Source organism: Polycladomyces zharkentensis (genome assembly GCF_016938855.1).
Taxonomy (GTDB): Bacteria; Bacillota; Bacilli; order Thermoactinomycetales; family JIR-001; genus Polycladomyces; species Polycladomyces zharkentensis.
In genome coordinates this window covers 765-17,763 of the sequence record NZ_JAFHAP010000017.1, presented here as the reverse complement: position 1 = coordinate 17,763, position 16,999 = coordinate 765, and the positions used below count along the sequence as shown (strand labels likewise).

Below are 16,999 nucleotides of genomic sequence, written 5' to 3'. Positions count from 1 at the left end.
ATACAATTGCAATTGTACAAAAAATTTGAATGGTTGTAAAGAGTTAGTTCGCATATCATGGATCATTACCCGCGAAACAATCAATTACCTTTTCAATCAGGCTTATCATTATCTTTGTGAAGCCAAATCATCATTAGCCGAAGAAATGGCTGTCCGAAAACCCAAGCTTTTCCCGTTATCCCCTTCACTTCATATTTATTGATCTGTGCTCATCCTGCCGGTACAAGAACTCTTTTTCGTTCCCATTCTATTAACCCAATCAAATCCTATCATTTTTATATAGATCAGCATTAACAAAAAATCGACTTCCGTTGAGTTGCGTGTGGGTAATACCACTGGCACACCACTCGCTCGATCATTGTCAATGCCTATAACTCTCCTGGAGCAGCAATGTCGGAGGTGCGCCTGCAACACTGTATTTCACGACCACGTTTCAAATTGATGAACCGAATGGGGTGGTAACACTTACTATTCCTACAGGAGTGTCAAGTTTTATTATCCGCGTCTCATCTCCCGCCGCAGCAGGGTTCATCAGCGATGTAGAACTTTATGCTCAAGGAAGAGACAGCGCCGGAAACTTTGTACCCGAGCATGCATTCCCTCGACGTTTCAAGCGGTATCGTTTCTGCAACGTAGCCCCTCCTTCCCGGAGCGAGCCGTTAGTCCCATTATGCAGAAAAAATAGAATAAACACCCCGTTTTCTAGTCAACCAGACGGCCGAGCAAGATAAAATCGTAAAACCGCCCGTCGATCTGGAGTGCCCGCTTCAACACCCCTTCCCGTTGAAATCCCATCTTTTCACACAGACGGATGGCCCGTACATTATCCGAACGTGTTCTCCCGTTGATCTTCCGTATCCCCGCCCGCGGACACCAGTTCAGCAGTCTTTGAATCAATTTCGTACCGATACCGTATCCCCAATAATCCCGCAAGACGGCAGCCCCCGCCTCCCCCACATGCCGGGTACGCCGGGTAGTACCCCCGCTAAACGTCAGCGTACCTACAATCTCTTCCCGCGCTTGGGCCACCAAAAACAATGTATTGGAACGAGCGGCCATCTCTTCAATGAATCGTTCCTCCCGTTCCAGCGTCCACTTTATCTCGTCCGATTGCGACGTCAAAAAATCCGACTCCATCGCCGTTTGTCGCAGACAGGAAAGAATGGCCGCGGCATCCTTCCTTTCCGCTTCCCGAATCACGATCCGCTGTCGAAGGCTCGGCTCCATATCCCATTCCACCTTTCCCACCGATTCACGCTCGATTGTGTCCGGTCAAACCTTTTGTCCGATACCTGACCGAAAAAACCGGTTTTGATCTGTATACGTTTCACAGTCCGTTCATTCCTTTCATCTCCTTCACCCCGATTGACTATGGCGGAATCCTTCTCTCGTGTGATACCATGTCATTTAGTGAAATCCGCTATTTTGGCAGTGGAGGAGGAACAGGGGACAACCCCTTGACGGACATGAAACAACCGAGTCAGATTCGCAACATCGCTATCATCGCACACGTCGACCACGGCAAGACCACACTGGTCGACGCCATGCTGAAACAAAGCCGTATTTTCCGCGAAAACCAACAGGTGGCGGAACGCGTGATGGATTCCAACGAATTGGAACGGGAACGGGGCATCACAATCCTTTCCAAAAACACCGCCATCGAATACAAAGGGATCAAAATCAACATCGTCGACACGCCGGGGCACGCCGATTTCGGCGGCGAAGTGGAGCGTGTCATGAATATGGTGGACGGGGTACTGCTGTTGGTGGACGCCGTTGAAGGTCCCATGCCGCAGACCCGGTTTGTGCTCCGTAAAGCGTTGGAACGGGGGCACAAAGCGATCGTCGTCGTCAACAAAATCGACCGACCCAACGCCCGGCCTGACGAAGTGGTCAATGAGACCTTCGATTTGTTCGTCGATCTGGGTGCCACGGATGAACAAGCCGACTTTTCCGTGATCTACGCCAGTGCGATCAAAGGATGGGCCGGGACGGAGCCGGACCGTTTGGCAGATACGTTGGAGCCGCTGTTTGAACGGATCGTAGCGGACCTGCCCGCACCGGACGTCGACCCGTCGGGTCCGACGCAGTTGCAGGCGACATTGATGGGCTACGACGAATACAAAGGGAAAATCGTCATCGGACGATTGAACAGCGGGACGATCCGCCGCAATCAAAATGTCTTGTGGATGCGGGCGGACGGGACTTCCCAACCGCTCAAAGTGGCGCAAGTATTCACCCATCGCGGGCTGAATCGGATCGAAGTGGAGGAAGCCGCGGCAGGGGATATCATCGCCTTGACGGGACTGGGCGACGTCGGAATCGGGGATACGATCGCCGATCCTGATGATCCGCGACCGTTGCCGCCGATCAAAGTGGAAGAGCCCACCCTGCGCGTCACGATCGGTGTCAACACCAGCCCGTTTGCCGGACGGGAAGGCAAATATGTCACCTCCCGCAAACTCCGGGAGCGCCTCTATCTGGAAGCGGCCAAGGATGTTGCCCTGCGCGTCTCCGACACGGACTCGCCGGACGTCTTTCTCGTGGCCGGTCGGGGAGAGCTTCATCTCGGCATCATGATTGAAAACATGCGCCGGGAGGGGTATGAATTTCAGGTCAGCAAACCGGAAGTCATCATGAAGCGGATCGACGGTCAGCTGTGCGAACCGTTTGAGACGGTGGAAATTGAAGTGACCAGCGAGCATCAGGGAGCCGTCGTCGAACTCCTCGGCCAACGAAAGGGACGAATGCAGGATATGCAAATCCGCGAGGACGGGATGGTATTTCTTCAATATCTCGTTCCTACCCGTGGCTTGATCGGTTTCCGCCAGCAGTTCCTCACCGCCACACGCGGCGAAGGAGTGATGAACACTTTGTTCGCCGGTTACGAGCCTTACGTGGGCGAGATTCAGACCCGCAATTTCGGTTCGTTGATCGCATGGGAATCGGGAGTGGCCACCACTTACGGTCTTCATGCCGCCCAAGATCGCGGTCAGTTGTTTATCGAACCCAACACCGAGGTGTACGAGGGCATGATAGTCGGCCAACACATCCGGGAAACGGATCTGGAAGTCAATGTATGCAAGAAAAAGCAACTGACCAACTTCCGGGCCGCCGGATCGGATGAGGCCCTCCGTCTGGAACCGCCGCGCAAAATGAGCTTGGACGATGCCATCGAATATTTGGCGGATGACGAATTGCTGGAAGTAACACCCGTCGCCTTCCGTCTGCGTAAACGCTATCTGACCAAAAGCGAACGGAAACGCGCGCAAGCGGTAAAAAAAGAGGGCTGACGGCCCCACACGTTGAAACCACACACGGCTCCGACCCCCCCCCGCTTATGGAGGCGGGACCGGAGCCGTCAGCAAATTTACAGTCAGCGCATCTCCACCACCGCCACCTGTTTGGCAATGGGTGACTGCCAACTGAAACAGGAAAACACCAAAGAAGCCGCACGCTTCCCTGCCGGACATCCCCTACAAGCGCCAATACACGTTTCTTCATCAAAAGATGGGGACTACGGCACATCATGTAACCTCCCTGTGTCCCCATCCTGTTGGATGTAATGGCAGTGGTGCACCGTTTCAGTTCAACATACACAGAAGACCCGGCATCCGCACTGGGATGTCGGATCTTTTTTTGTCCAAATTGCGTTTGAACGGACCGGGGTGCGGGTTGAGATCGTCTCCCCCCGATTTCACCGGCCCATCCTCATGAAGGATCAACACCGTGAACTCCACGCTTCGTACAGTTGATCCACCGTGAAAAGATCGGCCAACGCAGTAGCGACGCTTCCTCTGTGATCCGTTTTCGCCATTATGAAACGTCGTTCTTCCCGGAAAACTCCGTTTTCCACCCATTCCAGCACGCGTTGCACGTCTTTGGCATCGGGAAGCCCACATCCGACGATGGTCGCCGACGGTGTGACGATTCGCCTCTCCGGTTCCATAATAGCGGAAGCGTAAAAGCTGTACCGTTTACCAGACATATTCTCACCAAAAACGACGCGCCCCGACTTCGGTTTGACCAAGTGCAGGCTGATTCCCAAGGCATCGTGAGCAGCCCGATCCACCACCACGTCCGCGTACCCCTCCGGATTCTGCATCGTTCGCAAATGTTCACCGATCATGGTTCGCAAAGGGCGAATCGTCCGTTGTTCGAACAGTTGTCTCGTCAACACCCAATCCTTTTTCCTTTCCGAAGGGTTCGGCAAATAGGGAACCGAAGGCGGCCAATCAAATTCTCCGGGCCAAGAGGCCTCACACTCCTCGATGCTGATAATGCCCGCCGCATGGGCGCCAATCCGACCTTGCAGCCACCGTTTCTGTACTTCGGATTGGGTCACGATCACCAACTGATCCTGACGCCGCTCGGCGGCTTGGATCACCCGCCAACCGAACGGGTCCAACACCTCCTCCCGATGCCGACCCACTCCGTAGAACAAGACAACCGACTCACCGGGTTGCTCCAGCAAGACAGAAGGTGAACGCTCACCTGTTTTTCCGATAAACGTCAGTTGTTCCCCTTCCCGGGCACCCGCCACCACCAAGAGTCCGCCGTCCTTCAACAGTTGGTAAGCTCTGCCGAATGTGCGTTCCCCGTAGAAAGTGGCGGTCCAATCTGCCAGCTCCCCACGATTGCGACGACGAAAATCCTCCATCACTTTTTTCCCAAGCTCCTCCCACCTGCGCCAAGCGGAGGAGTCGGCCGGGATTTTGGTGAAAACACCGCGGTAACGTAAATGACGCAGATCCAACGCCTCGGCTTTCCTTTCCTCCGTTATCCGCCTTTCCTGATCCGACGACGTCATCACCGTCACCTTCCCTTCATCATGTTGAACCACGGTGAAACAAGCCAGCGCCGAACTGTCGTCCAAACCGTCGATCCAAACACGTCCCCTTGCCCGATGCCGAGTGATTCGGTATGCCTTCATCCACGGAAGCAAATCGGCCGCCTCCGCAAAAGACAAATTGGATGGTTTGGCAAATACCTGTTCCGCCTTTACCGTCACAAACTGTCCTTCCGTTTCGTATGAACCACCGGGGATGACAACAACGGCATCTCCTGCATGGATCACCTTTTCCTCCCTTACTGCACGTCCCGTTTCCACCACCAAGCCGGAGAGATTCGTCCCTCGAGACAACACATAGACCAACACTTCCGTCGGACCGGGTCTACGTACGGGTATCACCGTTACCGGATCGGTTGTCCGGTACTGCCAGGACGGCACCGGCGAAATACCCGGATAAAAGGGGGAGTCAGGCGGAAATAACTGACCGTCGCGAATCCACTGTTCTTCTTCCTCCCGTGTCAATGACCGGACGGAACCGCTCCATTGCGGGAACTGATCCGCTTCCGAGCGTCGGGTTTGCGTGGCCCACCATTTCCGTTCATGGTCCAGCCCCGCCGAAAATCCTTGTTCATAACCGGTTTGAATCAGCGTCAGGATTTCCTCGAACCGTGAATGCGGTACACCTGTTCCCGCCATGATCCGTTCCCACTCTTTTCTGTCTTGTAAAACGAACGGCCTGGGGCGTTCCCAATCATTCCGCCATGCCCTGCGGCGCACAAACGCTTCGGCGAGTGGCCCCTGCCCGGCCGCAGCCGCCGCTTTCGCCCAGGCCACCGCCAACGGTATAGCTTCCCCTTCACAGCATTGGTCTACCCATCCCGTCTCCTCCGCTTCCCGCGCCGTCATCGCACGATCGGAGCAAAGCCAGGTGATAGCCCGTCCGAGGCCGTCCATCCCTTTTTGCAAGTGGGCGATTCTCACCAGACGTTGAATAACACCCGTTCCTCGCCTTAGGATGAAACGTGCCGATTCGCTGGCCACGACTGCGTGCGTACACAGCGCAACCGCGCACCCTATCCCGGAGACCGTCCCGTCCACTGCTGCTATCATGGGCTTATTCATCCGTTCCATGAACGCCAATCCCGACTCGAAACGCTCCCGCCACTCCTCCTGGAGATGGATGGAGGAAAACAGGAAACGACCGCCCTGGCAGGCGAAGATCAATGCTTTCAGTTCATCACGGTCTGCCAATTGCTGCATCCATTGTACCCACTCCTGAATGGCTGATGGGTCAGACGAACCAGATGTGGGTGACAACACGGCGACCGTACGCCCCGGTGAAACTTCCCATTCCATCATCCGAAAATGGTCAGTGGTTTTCACTTGCGGCCGGATTCCGGTTTTGGATCGGACCCGATTTCCCGGACGAACAACTTGGAGCGATGCACGCTGATCCGAATCGAAGGTAACAGAGACGGTTTTCCCGTGAGTTGTATGAGTGGTCATGGATGATGTCCTCCCACCGGATTGTTTTATAACAATTCCCGATCATTTCTTACTGTTATAATACAAAGCCTCATCACTCTTTGACAAGGGTTTTGGCGCAATTTTTTCAAAAAAAATTGCCCCTTTGTCAGGGGCGGAGAGAAAGGTTATGATGCGCGCGACTTGCATTGTTTCTCGATATGGTAAGTACGGGTGGATATCCAATTTTGGTTACCGAACGCGAATCGCTGTCCGGGAACGTATGACCGTTTGGAACAGGTTTGATCACCCGATCGCTTCATGGATTTGCTAAGGATGGAGGCTGCACGGGAGATGGTTCGCACAAAAAACACCGACCGCTTTTCATGGTCGGTGTTTTCAAGTTGGACTCATTTTGTCTGAATCCTGTTAATAACCCCCACCTGATTCGGCAGAAACAAAAATGGTTGCGATTACCAACAGGAAAATGAACAGTCAACGCAACCCGAAACCACCAAAACCGGAACCGTAACCAACAAACTCGAATCCGCTCATATATAAACCTTTTTCCATGAAGTTTGGAGGTTTCGTTCCCTCATAGGCAGTTCAGAAACTTGGACGGTTTTGAGAAAGGCTGTCGTTTCGGGATTTTTGATACCTTCTAGGTACTGGATGAAGTGGATCTAATCCTTAATCTTGGGTGAAAATACTACGGCGGAGAGAAAGACATTGGAGTCAATCAAGATACGGATGTTACTCCTCTCCCTTCAAGCGATTCATGTATTCCTCTGCATAGTCGGAACGGTCGTTTTGAATCGATTCATAATCCTCTTTGGTAAGCCCCGCCTCCAATGCTTCCTTCTCGAATTGACGCTCTAGCTCCTCCACCCGCTTCTGAAACTCTTTGGCACTTTGCAAGATCACCTGTTTGCCTTTGCGAAACAGAATCAACTGATCCCCTTCACTTACTCCCAGTGCATCTCGGAACTCCTTCGGCAGGGTCATCTGCCCTTTCGATGTAATTTTGACTGTCTTCATATGCATTTCTCCTTGTTATCCTTTATTTCCTTACCTCCTTACATCAGTTATTGGTACCCCAATAACGAGGGTTCAACAACAAAACCGGAAATAGGTAGTCAAAACTGGGTGGCTCCTTTGTCTGCATGGCAGGAAACAGTGTTTCAATGCCTTATAGGTACCTAAAACCCGTTCAGATGTTGATCTCTTTGGTTAATTCCCCTTAGGTACTCTATAAACTCTCTGTTTCCGCCCTCCAGCACAACGACAAACTTATGTTTCAATCCCTTATACTATAGAAGTAGCTTAGGAACATCCGATTAAAGGATTTGCTGAGACTGGAGGAAAAGTTAATAATCTCATTTGGGGTAAGTCCCCCGGTGATCAGTGGTTTCCCCAAACGGATCAAACGCATAATCAGCATGCTTTTTTACCTTCTTGGACATTCACCTGTTCGATGCATCCAAAACCCAGGCTACCCTTCGCTCCCAAACCCGTATCCAATGCAAGAGATAAGAGTTTGGGATCATCTGCTGACAACCTGAATTTCCCGACATATCCTTTGATGATGATCTCTTTATAAAAGGAGACGCGTTGCTTAAATGAAGCCACCGGTTGAATGTCAAACCGCTCGGTAATGGGATTCGATTGATACACGAGTTGGTACTTTTTCAACATGTTCCGTTGAATCTGCTGCTGGAAGTCTTTTGTCAGCGGGTGATGATACAACAAAGAAGGGCAGTTGCGGATCAAACCACAGGAACGAGAACGCGTGGATTTCCTCGATCCGTACTCTGTTGTCTTGGGACAGATGGCCCAAGACCGTTTCGGGCCATTCAAAATGGCCTTGTAAGCAAGGTCATTCCAATAAATTATTGGGCACCTGAATGTATTCGAAAGCATGTTTTCTGTTCAAAATATGACTGATAATCACTTGTAAAGGGTGCTCGTAAATGAACCATAATCATATAATCGGTTATGCGACATTGGCATTAAAGAACCTGGGGTATTCCAAAGATGAGATTTGGAAAGTGATTCACGAGATGCACAGGCTGTTTGATTTTAAGTCGGAAGAAGAAGCCGCTGAACAAGCCGATTCTTTTCTACGAGAAGACAGTTAATATGGGCAGGCGAGCGAGAAGCGATCGGCCTCAACCTGGTGGCATGAACTCCCTTTCCCCATCATGATCAATCCCGGGAAATCCCGGGTTGTTTTGCCACTACTTCAGTCAGATTGTTCTTTTCTGAATCAGTCTCGTCATTCTGAAACATCGCATCATGTTGGAACCTTGGGCATTTTCGGTATAGTGCCTGCCCTGGTTTTTGGGCAGGTTATGCCCGCTAATCGACGTGCAATCCCTGTCGGGGGAAGGATTCGTGCTTAGACACCATTTTTTACCAATCCATGATCCGTAACGTATCCGCCCTTACGTACCGTAAAGGATTGTCAATGACATCATGTAATTCGCATCACGAATTGTTCCGCGTTTTGTAAATGTAATTCAGCATCATCCTGCCAACGTATGATGTTTTCAATAAACGGTTTGTAAGAAGCAGTGGCGGCATTCCTCATCACATTCAATCCGGTACGAACGTTGCGATCTCTCTGTTTGGCTTTTTGAATGCAGGTGATCAGGGTTTTCAATATGGATGGTTCACGCTCTCCGTTCAGCAACCTTTGTGCGGATCCGGTTGCCGTAATACGATGGTAGGACGCCGGAACAAGATGGGTATGCATTTCCGCATTTCCTTTTAAATCTCTGGTTTCAGGAATATGAAACAACTGCGTGCTCATGGAACAAACCATCTGTTCGCTGTAAAGGCTACGGTACAACTCAGCCGCTACAGGATGCCACTTTCCATTTTGTCTCAACAAAAACACCTTCCAAAATAGTATAGATCAAACGCCTGTAATATTGTATGTCATATTACTTGTTTGACTTCCCAAATCCAACCGTGAAAAGACCCGGATTAACCGGGTCTTTTCACGGATCTTTGTCCCTCACGTGACACTCTCCGTTCTCTGATATTTCTGCTTGTATATGAACTTCTCTTCCTTTTCTCAGAACACTTCCGCAAAATCCTCTGTTAGCCCTACTCTTCAACGCCGTATGAACTGCCGCAATGTGGGGGGCCGTTCTTATAAATTAGGCCGGTTTCTTTGCATCAAGATTCCATTCTTTCACTTTTTGGTCAGAGGGAAGAAAATAAGTGAGCACACCAAGGAGCGGGAGAAAGCCGATCCACTGCATCACGTGCGAGAGACCCATGACGTCGATCATTTTACCCAACCCTACCGAACCGACGGCTCCCATGCCGAAGGCAAATCCAACGGTTAGGCCGGACACGGTTCCTATTTTTCCCGGAAACAGCTGCTGTGCGTATACCACTGTGACGGAAAAGCTGGATAACAGGATAAAGCCGTTCAATAATAAAATCGCATAAGCCCATGTTGCACTCACATAAGGCAGGAGCAGGGCGAGCGGAGCAGATCCGAGCATGGAAAAATAGATGATTCTTTTCATGCCGAATCGGTCTGCCAGCGGTCCGCCGAAGAAGGTTCCAACTGCTCCGGCCACCAAAAAGAGAAAAATGTAAAGTTGGGCATGCTCCAAAGAGAGTTTGTACCGTTCCATCAGATAAAACTGATAGTATGTGCCGATTCCGGCGATGTACCATGACCGGACGAAGATGAGAAAGATGAGCAGAACCATGGCGAAAAGAAGCCTCTTTTTCTTCCTTCTGTCCTGAACCGATAACGTTTTTTCTTTTTTGGCAGGGCGCGGGTGGGAAAGAAGATAACCCTGATACCATCTGGCGATGAATAATTGGATGACGAGGGCGATGCCCGCCACCAGCGTAAACCAGATGGCTCCTTTCTGCCCGAGCGGGATAAAAATCAGGTAAGTCATCAAGGGAGCAAGCGCTTGTCCCGTGTTCCCCCCAACCTGAAAAATGGATTGGGCCAACCCTCTCCGATTTCCGGCGGCCAGATAGGAAACTCGTGAAGATTCGGGATGAAAAACGGCAGAACCGATTCCCACCAGCACAACGGCCAACAAAACAAACGAGTAGCTGGGAGCAAAAGCCAGACACAACATTCCCAAGCAGGTGGAAGCCATACCGAGCGGCAACATGTAAGGAAAGGGACGTTTGTCCGTATACCAGCCAAACACCGGCTGTAAAAGTGAGGCGGTAAAGTTGATCGAAAAACCGATCCAGCCAATCTGCGTGTAGGTCAGGTGCATAGAATCTTTCAAGATGGGAAAGATCGCGGGAATGACTGATTGTATGGAGTCATTGAACAAATGGACGAGGCCAATCAAAAAAAGGATATGATATAAGGTTGGGTTCTCATTTACTCTTCCTGTTGATGTAAGTTGCATACATCGATCCCCTATTCGTTAAGTGACTTGCTCCCCACGGCTGAAGCACTTAAGGCACTCCCTTTGGTCGCTGTGGGCTTCTCGCTTCATCTGGCGTGGCAACCCACATCCATCCACGATGGCTTCGTCCAAGCCTGGAAAAGGTTTCATTCTCATTGTACGTATTTCGGTTCAAGAACGGTTCCCATCGCTCGATGCAGGATATTTCTTGCGGCATTGACATCTCTGTCTGCCACATATCCGCATGAGCAACAATGGGTACGTTCTTTTAAGGCCTTCTTTACGATCCGACCGCACTTGGAGCAAACTTGTGACGTGTGGCGAGGATCCACTTCCATCACTTGCTTACCGGCCCATTCTGTAGGCGAACTTTCGTTGTTCAAGCATGGAGTTGTATAACCAGCGACACATGCCCAGTGTCCATTCGATCTTCTCGATTTGCTCTTTTGTTGGTTCCAGCTTGAATTTGTAGGTTCTCATCATTATGATCACCTCCTTTAATGTCGCTTAACGACATCATATCATTTTTGATTAGGTCGTCAACGACATGATATGATGAGAAAGAGGTGATGAATGATGGCAAGAATCAAAGAAGGTCGTGCTGAATTACACACAACCGTTGATGCTGATTTATTAAAGCAGATCAAGTTGCTGGCAGTAGAAAAGGATATGAAGTATGGGCGCTTGATCGAGGAAGGAATGAAAATGGTCCTTGAGAAATACGGGAAATTGTCGGACTTGCGAGAGGGCTGAAGCCCTCCCGCGTCCGACGCTCGCTTTCATCCCAACCCTAAAGGGCTGGGTTTTCCCGCTCGCTCTTTATAACATATGACCCGCGTCGTAGTTAACATAACATTTTGTCATATTTGTAACTTTGTCCACGAACAATACGGATTGATTCCATTTTATAACCAAATCCGGCCCGCGAACAATGCGGGTCAGAAATGATTGAATATCCCGGATAGTGGCCAGCATGATGAATCACTAACAGAAAAAAGACTGCCAAGCATCACTACATGAAAACAATCTTCCCTATGCAGAACGTTTGGTGCAAGGCCGCTGCCCATTTCGCTCTGTTGTGATCCCCTTTCCCTGCCATATCTAAAGTAAACTCTTTCATATGTATTTAATCGGTTTAACAGAATGTTCAAAACCGAGACAAGGAAAAAGTATTTTCGTGTATAATTGAGCTAGCGTCAGATGTTTATATGACCTCAAGGGGGGCATACATCAATGGAAGATCAACAAATAAACTATTCAGACCATAAAGAAGAACGGCATAATAGCTCGGATCATCATTTATATGAGAAATTCCTGGATCAACCGACGAAAAATGGTATTGTCAATTTCATCAAGCGATTATCTTATTCTTCCCCCTCAAAAGAAACACAGAATTAAAGAAACAAGGTGGGAAAAGTATTGGAAAAGCCATTCAATGAAATTGTAACCATAGCCTGTCAATGTGGTAATGTATTTCAAGTCGACAAAAAAAAGTACCTTCAAAGCTTTCTCCAATGCCCTGCCTGTGAAACCATCATCCATCCCAATGACCATTTTGAGGATAATAAAAACGAGTGATCTGCGCAGTAAAGAAGTAGATGAGCGTATAAGAGGGTGTTGCTCACTCGGTTTGCGCCCTCAGGGGGGGGCCGACAACTTCGAACCGTGGGAAGGAAGCGGGAACACGAAAAAGCGAAGGTTCCTACCTCCGCTATTTCGGATTCCCGCTTTTTCTCTGCATCTCCGGCAGTTGCTGGAATGTTGAGCTTCCGGGTGGTGTATTGAACTGGTTCAGCGCATCACGGACATCCCTGCATTCATTCTCCGTTACGCCGATGCCCACGATTTTCCCATCACCATTTTCAAAGAGGAGCGATTCATCGATATCACCCAGGACAATCACGCGTATACCATCAATCGATACCATCACCAGCTCGTCGCCTTGGAGACGATTTCCCACCGGCTTCTCCCATTGACACTTCGACCACCAGGAACCCTGAAGGTCCTCAAGTTGCCCTGCCAGGAAACGGGTTGCGCCGTATGGCTCAGGTACGATTGGCGAACGGACATCATGTTCCCGGAACAATCCAGCGATAGGCGATACAGGTTGCCGGAAAATGGGAAATGATCTAGGACATGCAGATGGGGGAACTGTACGTGGACCATCCCTTCGACGCTCCGGAATACATCCGGCTGATTCTGAACCAGGCTGCCATCGCCCGAAAATGGTTGCGCCGGTTGCTGAGCACATTCTCGGATCACACACTACTCCTGTTCCCGTTTCCGCTGTTGCCACTCTTCGTACGACAGACGCGGCAAAGAAAAAGTGCGACCAATCGTGCTGTAGGACGTTCCCGCCAGCCGCCCGATCGGATCGAGCAGACGGGTGTCGATCCGCCCCTCTTCCAACAAGTCATCGCGCACATGGAACATGACGACCTGGCCAATAATGAGATCGGTGTTGGGGGCATCCGGTGTTCCACCCATCGGCAGAATCCGATCCAGCACACATTCCATCTGCACTTTGGCCTGTGCAATTCTCGGCGTTTGGATCTTGACGCTGGGCACCAGATCGAATCCGACCTCTTCCGCCTCACTCTTGTCCGGCGGGAAATCGACAGCGGTTTGGTTCACCCGCTCCACGTTCTCCCCGTCTACTACGTGTACGACGAATTCCTTCGTTTCGGCAATGTTGCGCGTCGTGTCCTTTTGTACATTACCCGGTTTGCGTCCAACCGAAATGCTCACCATCGGCGGTTGGGTCGAAACCACGGTGAAAAAGCTGAACGGAGCCGCATTGACCACCCCGTCGCCACTTCGGGAGGTGACAAAGGCGATCGGACGCGGCAATACACTGCCGATCAACAGTTTATAGTTTTCGTGTCGCGACTGTTGTTGGGGATCAATTTGCATGAGATCACTCCTTCGTCTTGTGCGTCTGATCCACCCATTTGATCGATCCATATTGTCTGTTTCTCTTACCCGGCTACTCCATCTGCCCCGAGCTGGAAACGCAGACGCGGGCAAAGCAAGCTTGCATCTGGAGGAAGTTGCCCGTGACGGGTTCCCATACTTTCTGTCTTTCACTCAGAAGTCGTAAGCCTGCGACTGCCCGAGAAAGCGTTACGGCCTGACGATGGATCAGACACGCCATCATAACGAACCCCCTACGACTTCGCGGGCAACCAGCTCTTCAGATAGCCGGGGTCTTCCACCGCCAACGCCGAACAGGCCACACGGAGGGGCCGGAACGTATCCACCATCACGGCCAGCTCCTCGGTCCGATCCTTACCCAGGCTGTTTTCAATCGCTCCGGGATGCGGGCCGTGGGGAATGCCGCTGGGATGCAACGTGACCGAACCGGACTCGATCCCGCGGCGGCTCATGAAATTGCCTTCCACATAGTATAGCACTTCATCGCTGTGTACATTGCTGTGATAATACGGAACGGGGATCGCCTCCGGATGGTAATCGAACAGGCGCGGCACAAACGAACATACCACAAAGTTGGGTCCGGCAAACGTCTGATGCACCGGAGGGGGCTGGTGAATTGATCCGGTGATCGGCTCGAAATCGTGAATGCTGAATGCGTACGGATACAGATAACCGTCCCATCCCACCACATCAAACGGATGGAAATCACAGCGATAGGCATGGAGTTGGTTGCGCGCCTTGACGCGCACCTCAAATTCGCCTTCCTCCACATGGGTTTCCAGCCGCTCCGGACCACGAATGTCCCGTTCGCAATACGGACTGTGTTCCATCAATTGACCGTACTCGTTGCGGTATCGTTTGGGAATCGTGATTTCACCCGTGGACTCGATCACCAAAAAACGCGTCCGTTCACTGGACGTTACGAGCCGGTATGTCGTGCCGACCGGGACGACGATGTAGTCGCCGGGGCGGTAGGACAGAGTGCCGAACACTGTCTCCACACGCCCTTCTCCCTCATGGACAAACCACAATTCATCTCCGTCGCCGTTCCGGAAAAAATATTCCATCGTCTCTGTCGGCATACAAATACCGATGGCCACATCCTCATTGACCAGCAAGTATTGCCTCCCGTCGATCGGATCGCCACCGGGAGAAAGCTTTCGGGTGAGAAAATGGCGGTGCCGGTTGGCCCCTTCTTCTTCCACCTTAACCGTCCAATCGCGAAGCAAACGCGCATCGCTGATCTGTGTGGGCGGATGGTGATGATACAAGATGGATTGAATCCCCGAAAATCCTTTGGTTCCCATCACCTCTTCACGGTACAACCCACCGTCATCCTTGCGGAACTGCACATGCCGTTTGTGCGGAATCTCTCCCATGCGACGGTAAAAAGGCATCCTTCTTCCCCCCATCCCTCAACCGTCTGTCATGAAAACACATTCAATTCCATTTTATCAGAAATAAGCGAAAAAAGATCCCTTCCACATGGGAGGAACAGTGGATCACTTCTCTTGATTCAACTACCGAACAACTGCTTGAAGCAACGACTTGGCATCCTTTCATTCCATTCTTCTTTATGGAGATTTGGTTGAATGGTTGATCTGCCAGACAAACCCTGGTTATACTGATCTAAAATCAGGATTCTGCTCCCGCTATTCGTGACTTGCCCCACACGGCTGAAGCACGAGAGGTACTCCCTTGGTCACCGTGGGATACTCGCTTCATCCGACGTGACAGCCCAATCTATCCACGATGGTTTCGTTCAGGTGATTTTTCGTTTCACGCGTTTTTGCTCGTGCAATCGTTTTCAGTATTTTCCCACTCCTCGGTTCGATTGCACCCACATTCTGTCTGATTTGCGAGAATGACAAATCGTCGTCCAACGCTCGCTTTCATTCCAACCCTAAAGGGTTGGGTTTTCCCGCTCACTCTTGATAAAAAGGAGAGAAAAACATTGACGCCTGTCATTGAAATGACCGATGTTTCCTGGAAGAGAGAGAATCAAACCATCCTTCATCAAATCAATTGGCAGGTTCGCGAGGGAGAACACTGGGCGATACTGGGCCTGAACGGTTCCGGAAAAACGACGTTACTCAATATCATCAACGGATACATATGGCCCACAAAAGGGAGTGTTTGCGTGCTGGGTCACAAGTTTGGAGAAGTAGATTTAAGGGAACTGCGCAAATCGATTGGGTGGGTCAGTTCTTCTTTGCAGGAAAGAATATACGGGAACGACCGTGCCCAAGACATTGTGGTCAGCGGAAAGTATGCTTCGATCGGTTTGTACGAAAAACCAAGCGAAGAAGATTATGTTCGGGCCACACAGCTGATGGAACAATTGGGGTGCGGCCATTTGGTCGATCGTTCGTACCAAAGTTGTTCACAAGGCGAAAAACAGAAACTGCTCATCGCCCGTGCGTTGATGGCCTCCCCCAAACTGCTCATTCTGGACGAACCGTGCAGCGGACTTGATTTTCTTTCAAGAGAAGCACTGTTGACCAGTATCAGTCAATTGGCTGCAAAACCGGACGCACCCCACATGCTGTTTGTGACCCATCATATTGAAGAGATCGCTCCCGTTTTTACCCATACATTATTGATCCGCCGTGGCCGTGTATTTACAAAAGGAAGGTCGCAGCATGTGTTAAACAGCTCTACCCTGTCGGCTTTTTTTGAAACTCCTGTTCAAGTAGAATGGCGAAACGATCGGGCATGGCTTTCCATTCCTTGACCACCCTCATGCTTAAAGGCATCCAGAGGTAGAAAATGTCGATTTTGGTATTCGAAAAACCGTGTGAAAACCATCATCTCACAAATATACAAACCCAGCGCTTTTCCGCTGGGTTTATCATCATGCACCGAGAAGACTCCCGCTTCTATAAGCGGTGAGATGAATCGGTGCGTCGGACGCGAGAGGGATAGCCCCCTCTCGCGTCCGACACTTCCAGTCCTTTTCGAACAAGTTCCAACATTGCTGTTGTTCGATTGGCTATTCCTTTGCGTTCTCGGTACTTTTCAATTTCACGCAGTAATAACTGGGACACGAATATCATACGCTCAAGAAGATCTCATCAATCAAACATTTGGTTGTAGTCGCTTTGTTTTTAATCACTTTCTTGCTAAATGGAATGAAGCTGATTGACACAACTTAAAAAAGAACTGGAATGGTTGAAAGAAGTAGATTCAACTTCACTACAAAATTCCTTAAAACATCTGGTTGATGCATTCAAACGCTTTTTCAAATAACAGAATGATCGACCACGCTTCAAGAGTAAAAAGAATCCTGTTCAGTCCTGCACCAGTCAATGTAACTATCCCAAAAACGGAAAGCCATCGATCGAAGTAGATGGAAACAAGGTAAAGCTTCCTAAACTGGGGTGGGTTAAGTTTTCCAAATCCAGAG

The 16,999-nt window shown here is 50.4% G+C and carries 15 protein-coding genes and 1 pseudogene; 5 read left to right on the top strand and 11 right to left on the bottom strand.

Annotated elements, in window-relative coordinates; genetic code table 11:
- Nucleotides 1-702 precede the first annotated feature (702 nt).
- Entirely contained in the window at nt 703-1,227 is a 525-nt protein-coding gene (locus JQC72_RS15100; protein ID WP_205497097.1) for a GNAT family N-acetyltransferase, read from the bottom strand.
- Nucleotides 1,228-1,466: 239 nt separating this feature from the next.
- Between JQC72_RS15100 and typA the strand changes: the two genes are divergently transcribed.
- Nucleotides 1,467-3,293 carry a translational GTPase TypA gene (gene typA, locus JQC72_RS15095; protein WP_205497249.1) on the top strand — a complete coding sequence of 609 codons (1,827 nt, stop codon included), beginning with the start codon at nt 1,467-1,469 and terminating at the stop codon, nt 3,291-3,293.
- Nucleotides 3,294-3,721: 428 nt separating this feature from the next.
- Here the strand turns inward: typA and JQC72_RS15090 are convergent, their stop codons facing one another.
- The 3 genes from JQC72_RS15090 to cas6 all read right to left on the bottom strand — a co-directional run bounded on the left by JQC72_RS15090 (nt 3,722) and on the right by cas6 (nt 8,176).
- A complete protein-coding gene (locus JQC72_RS15090) occupies nt 3,722-6,298 on the bottom strand; it encodes an enoyl-CoA hydratase-related protein (protein ID WP_205497096.1) in 2,577 nt (858 codons plus the stop codon).
- 711 nt (nt 6,299-7,009) lie between these two features.
- The gene (locus JQC72_RS15085; RefSeq protein ID WP_205497094.1) at nt 7,010-7,294 is read right to left on the bottom strand and encodes an AbrB/MazE/SpoVT family DNA-binding domain-containing protein; all 285 of its coding nucleotides are present in this window, start codon (nt 7,292-7,294) and stop codon (nt 7,010-7,012) included.
- A 396-nt stretch (nt 7,295-7,690) separates the two neighbouring features.
- On the bottom strand, nt 7,691-8,176 hold the full coding sequence (gene cas6, locus JQC72_RS15080) for a CRISPR-associated endoribonuclease Cas6 (RefSeq protein ID WP_205497092.1): 486 nt from the start codon (nt 8,174-8,176) through the stop codon (nt 7,691-7,693).
- Between the two features lie 50 nt (nt 8,177-8,226).
- On the opposite strand from cas6, the gene JQC72_RS15075 reads away from it, so the two are divergent.
- Nucleotides 8,227-8,394, top strand: a complete 168-nt coding sequence (locus JQC72_RS15075) for a RuvA C-terminal domain-containing protein (RefSeq protein ID WP_205497090.1) — start codon at nt 8,227-8,229, stop codon at nt 8,392-8,394.
- Nucleotides 8,395-8,729: 335 nt separating this feature from the next.
- Here the strand turns inward: JQC72_RS15075 and JQC72_RS15070 are convergent, their stop codons facing one another.
- From JQC72_RS15070 to JQC72_RS15055, 4 genes are all read right to left on the bottom strand, one after another.
- Nucleotides 8,730-9,068 (bottom strand): hypothetical protein, encoded by a 339-nt coding sequence (locus tag JQC72_RS15070; protein ID WP_302104916.1) that lies wholly within the window; start codon nt 9,066-9,068, stop codon nt 8,730-8,732.
- Between the two features lie 352 nt (nt 9,069-9,420).
- Nucleotides 9,421-10,659 carry an MFS transporter gene (locus JQC72_RS15065; protein WP_205497086.1) on the bottom strand — a complete coding sequence of 413 codons (1,239 nt, stop codon included), beginning with the start codon at nt 10,657-10,659 and terminating at the stop codon, nt 9,421-9,423.
- A 152-nt stretch (nt 10,660-10,811) separates the two neighbouring features.
- A complete protein-coding gene (locus JQC72_RS15060) occupies nt 10,812-10,997 on the bottom strand; it encodes a zinc ribbon domain-containing protein (protein ID WP_205497084.1) in 186 nt (61 codons plus the stop codon).
- A gap of 7 nt (nt 10,998-11,004) precedes the next feature.
- Nucleotides 11,005-11,142, bottom strand: a complete 138-nt coding sequence (locus JQC72_RS15055; protein ID WP_205497082.1) for a helix-turn-helix domain-containing protein — start codon at nt 11,140-11,142, stop codon at nt 11,005-11,007.
- A 93-nt stretch (nt 11,143-11,235) separates the two neighbouring features.
- On the opposite strand from JQC72_RS15055, the gene JQC72_RS15050 reads away from it, so the two are divergent.
- Entirely contained in the window at nt 11,236-11,412 is a 177-nt protein-coding gene (locus JQC72_RS15050; protein WP_205497080.1) for a hypothetical protein, read from the top strand.
- A gap of 958 nt (nt 11,413-12,370) precedes the next feature.
- Here JQC72_RS15050 and JQC72_RS15045 read toward each other — a convergent pair.
- From JQC72_RS15045 to JQC72_RS15035, 3 genes are all read right to left on the bottom strand, one after another.
- A complete protein-coding gene (locus tag JQC72_RS15045) occupies nt 12,371-12,619 on the bottom strand; it encodes a hypothetical protein (RefSeq protein ID WP_205497078.1) in 249 nt (82 codons plus the stop codon).
- A 305-nt stretch (nt 12,620-12,924) separates the two neighbouring features.
- Nucleotides 12,925-13,572 carry a flavin reductase family protein gene (locus JQC72_RS15040; protein WP_205497076.1) on the bottom strand — a complete coding sequence of 216 codons (648 nt, stop codon included), beginning with the start codon at nt 13,570-13,572 and terminating at the stop codon, nt 12,925-12,927.
- A 254-nt stretch (nt 13,573-13,826) separates the two neighbouring features.
- Nucleotides 13,827-14,990 (bottom strand): homogentisate 1,2-dioxygenase, encoded by a 1,164-nt coding sequence (locus JQC72_RS15035; protein WP_205497074.1) that lies wholly within the window; start codon nt 14,988-14,990, stop codon nt 13,827-13,829.
- Between the two features lie 557 nt (nt 14,991-15,547).
- Between JQC72_RS15035 and JQC72_RS15030 the strand changes: the two genes are divergently transcribed.
- Nucleotides 15,548-16,327: an ABC transporter ATP-binding protein gene (locus JQC72_RS15030; protein ID WP_205497072.1), complete on the top strand. Its 780-nt coding sequence runs from the start codon at nt 15,548-15,550 to the stop codon at nt 16,325-16,327.
- Between the two features lie 300 nt (nt 16,328-16,627).
- Nucleotides 16,628-16,999 (top strand): annotated as a pseudogene (locus JQC72_RS16660) (helix-turn-helix domain-containing protein); the annotation flags it as partial.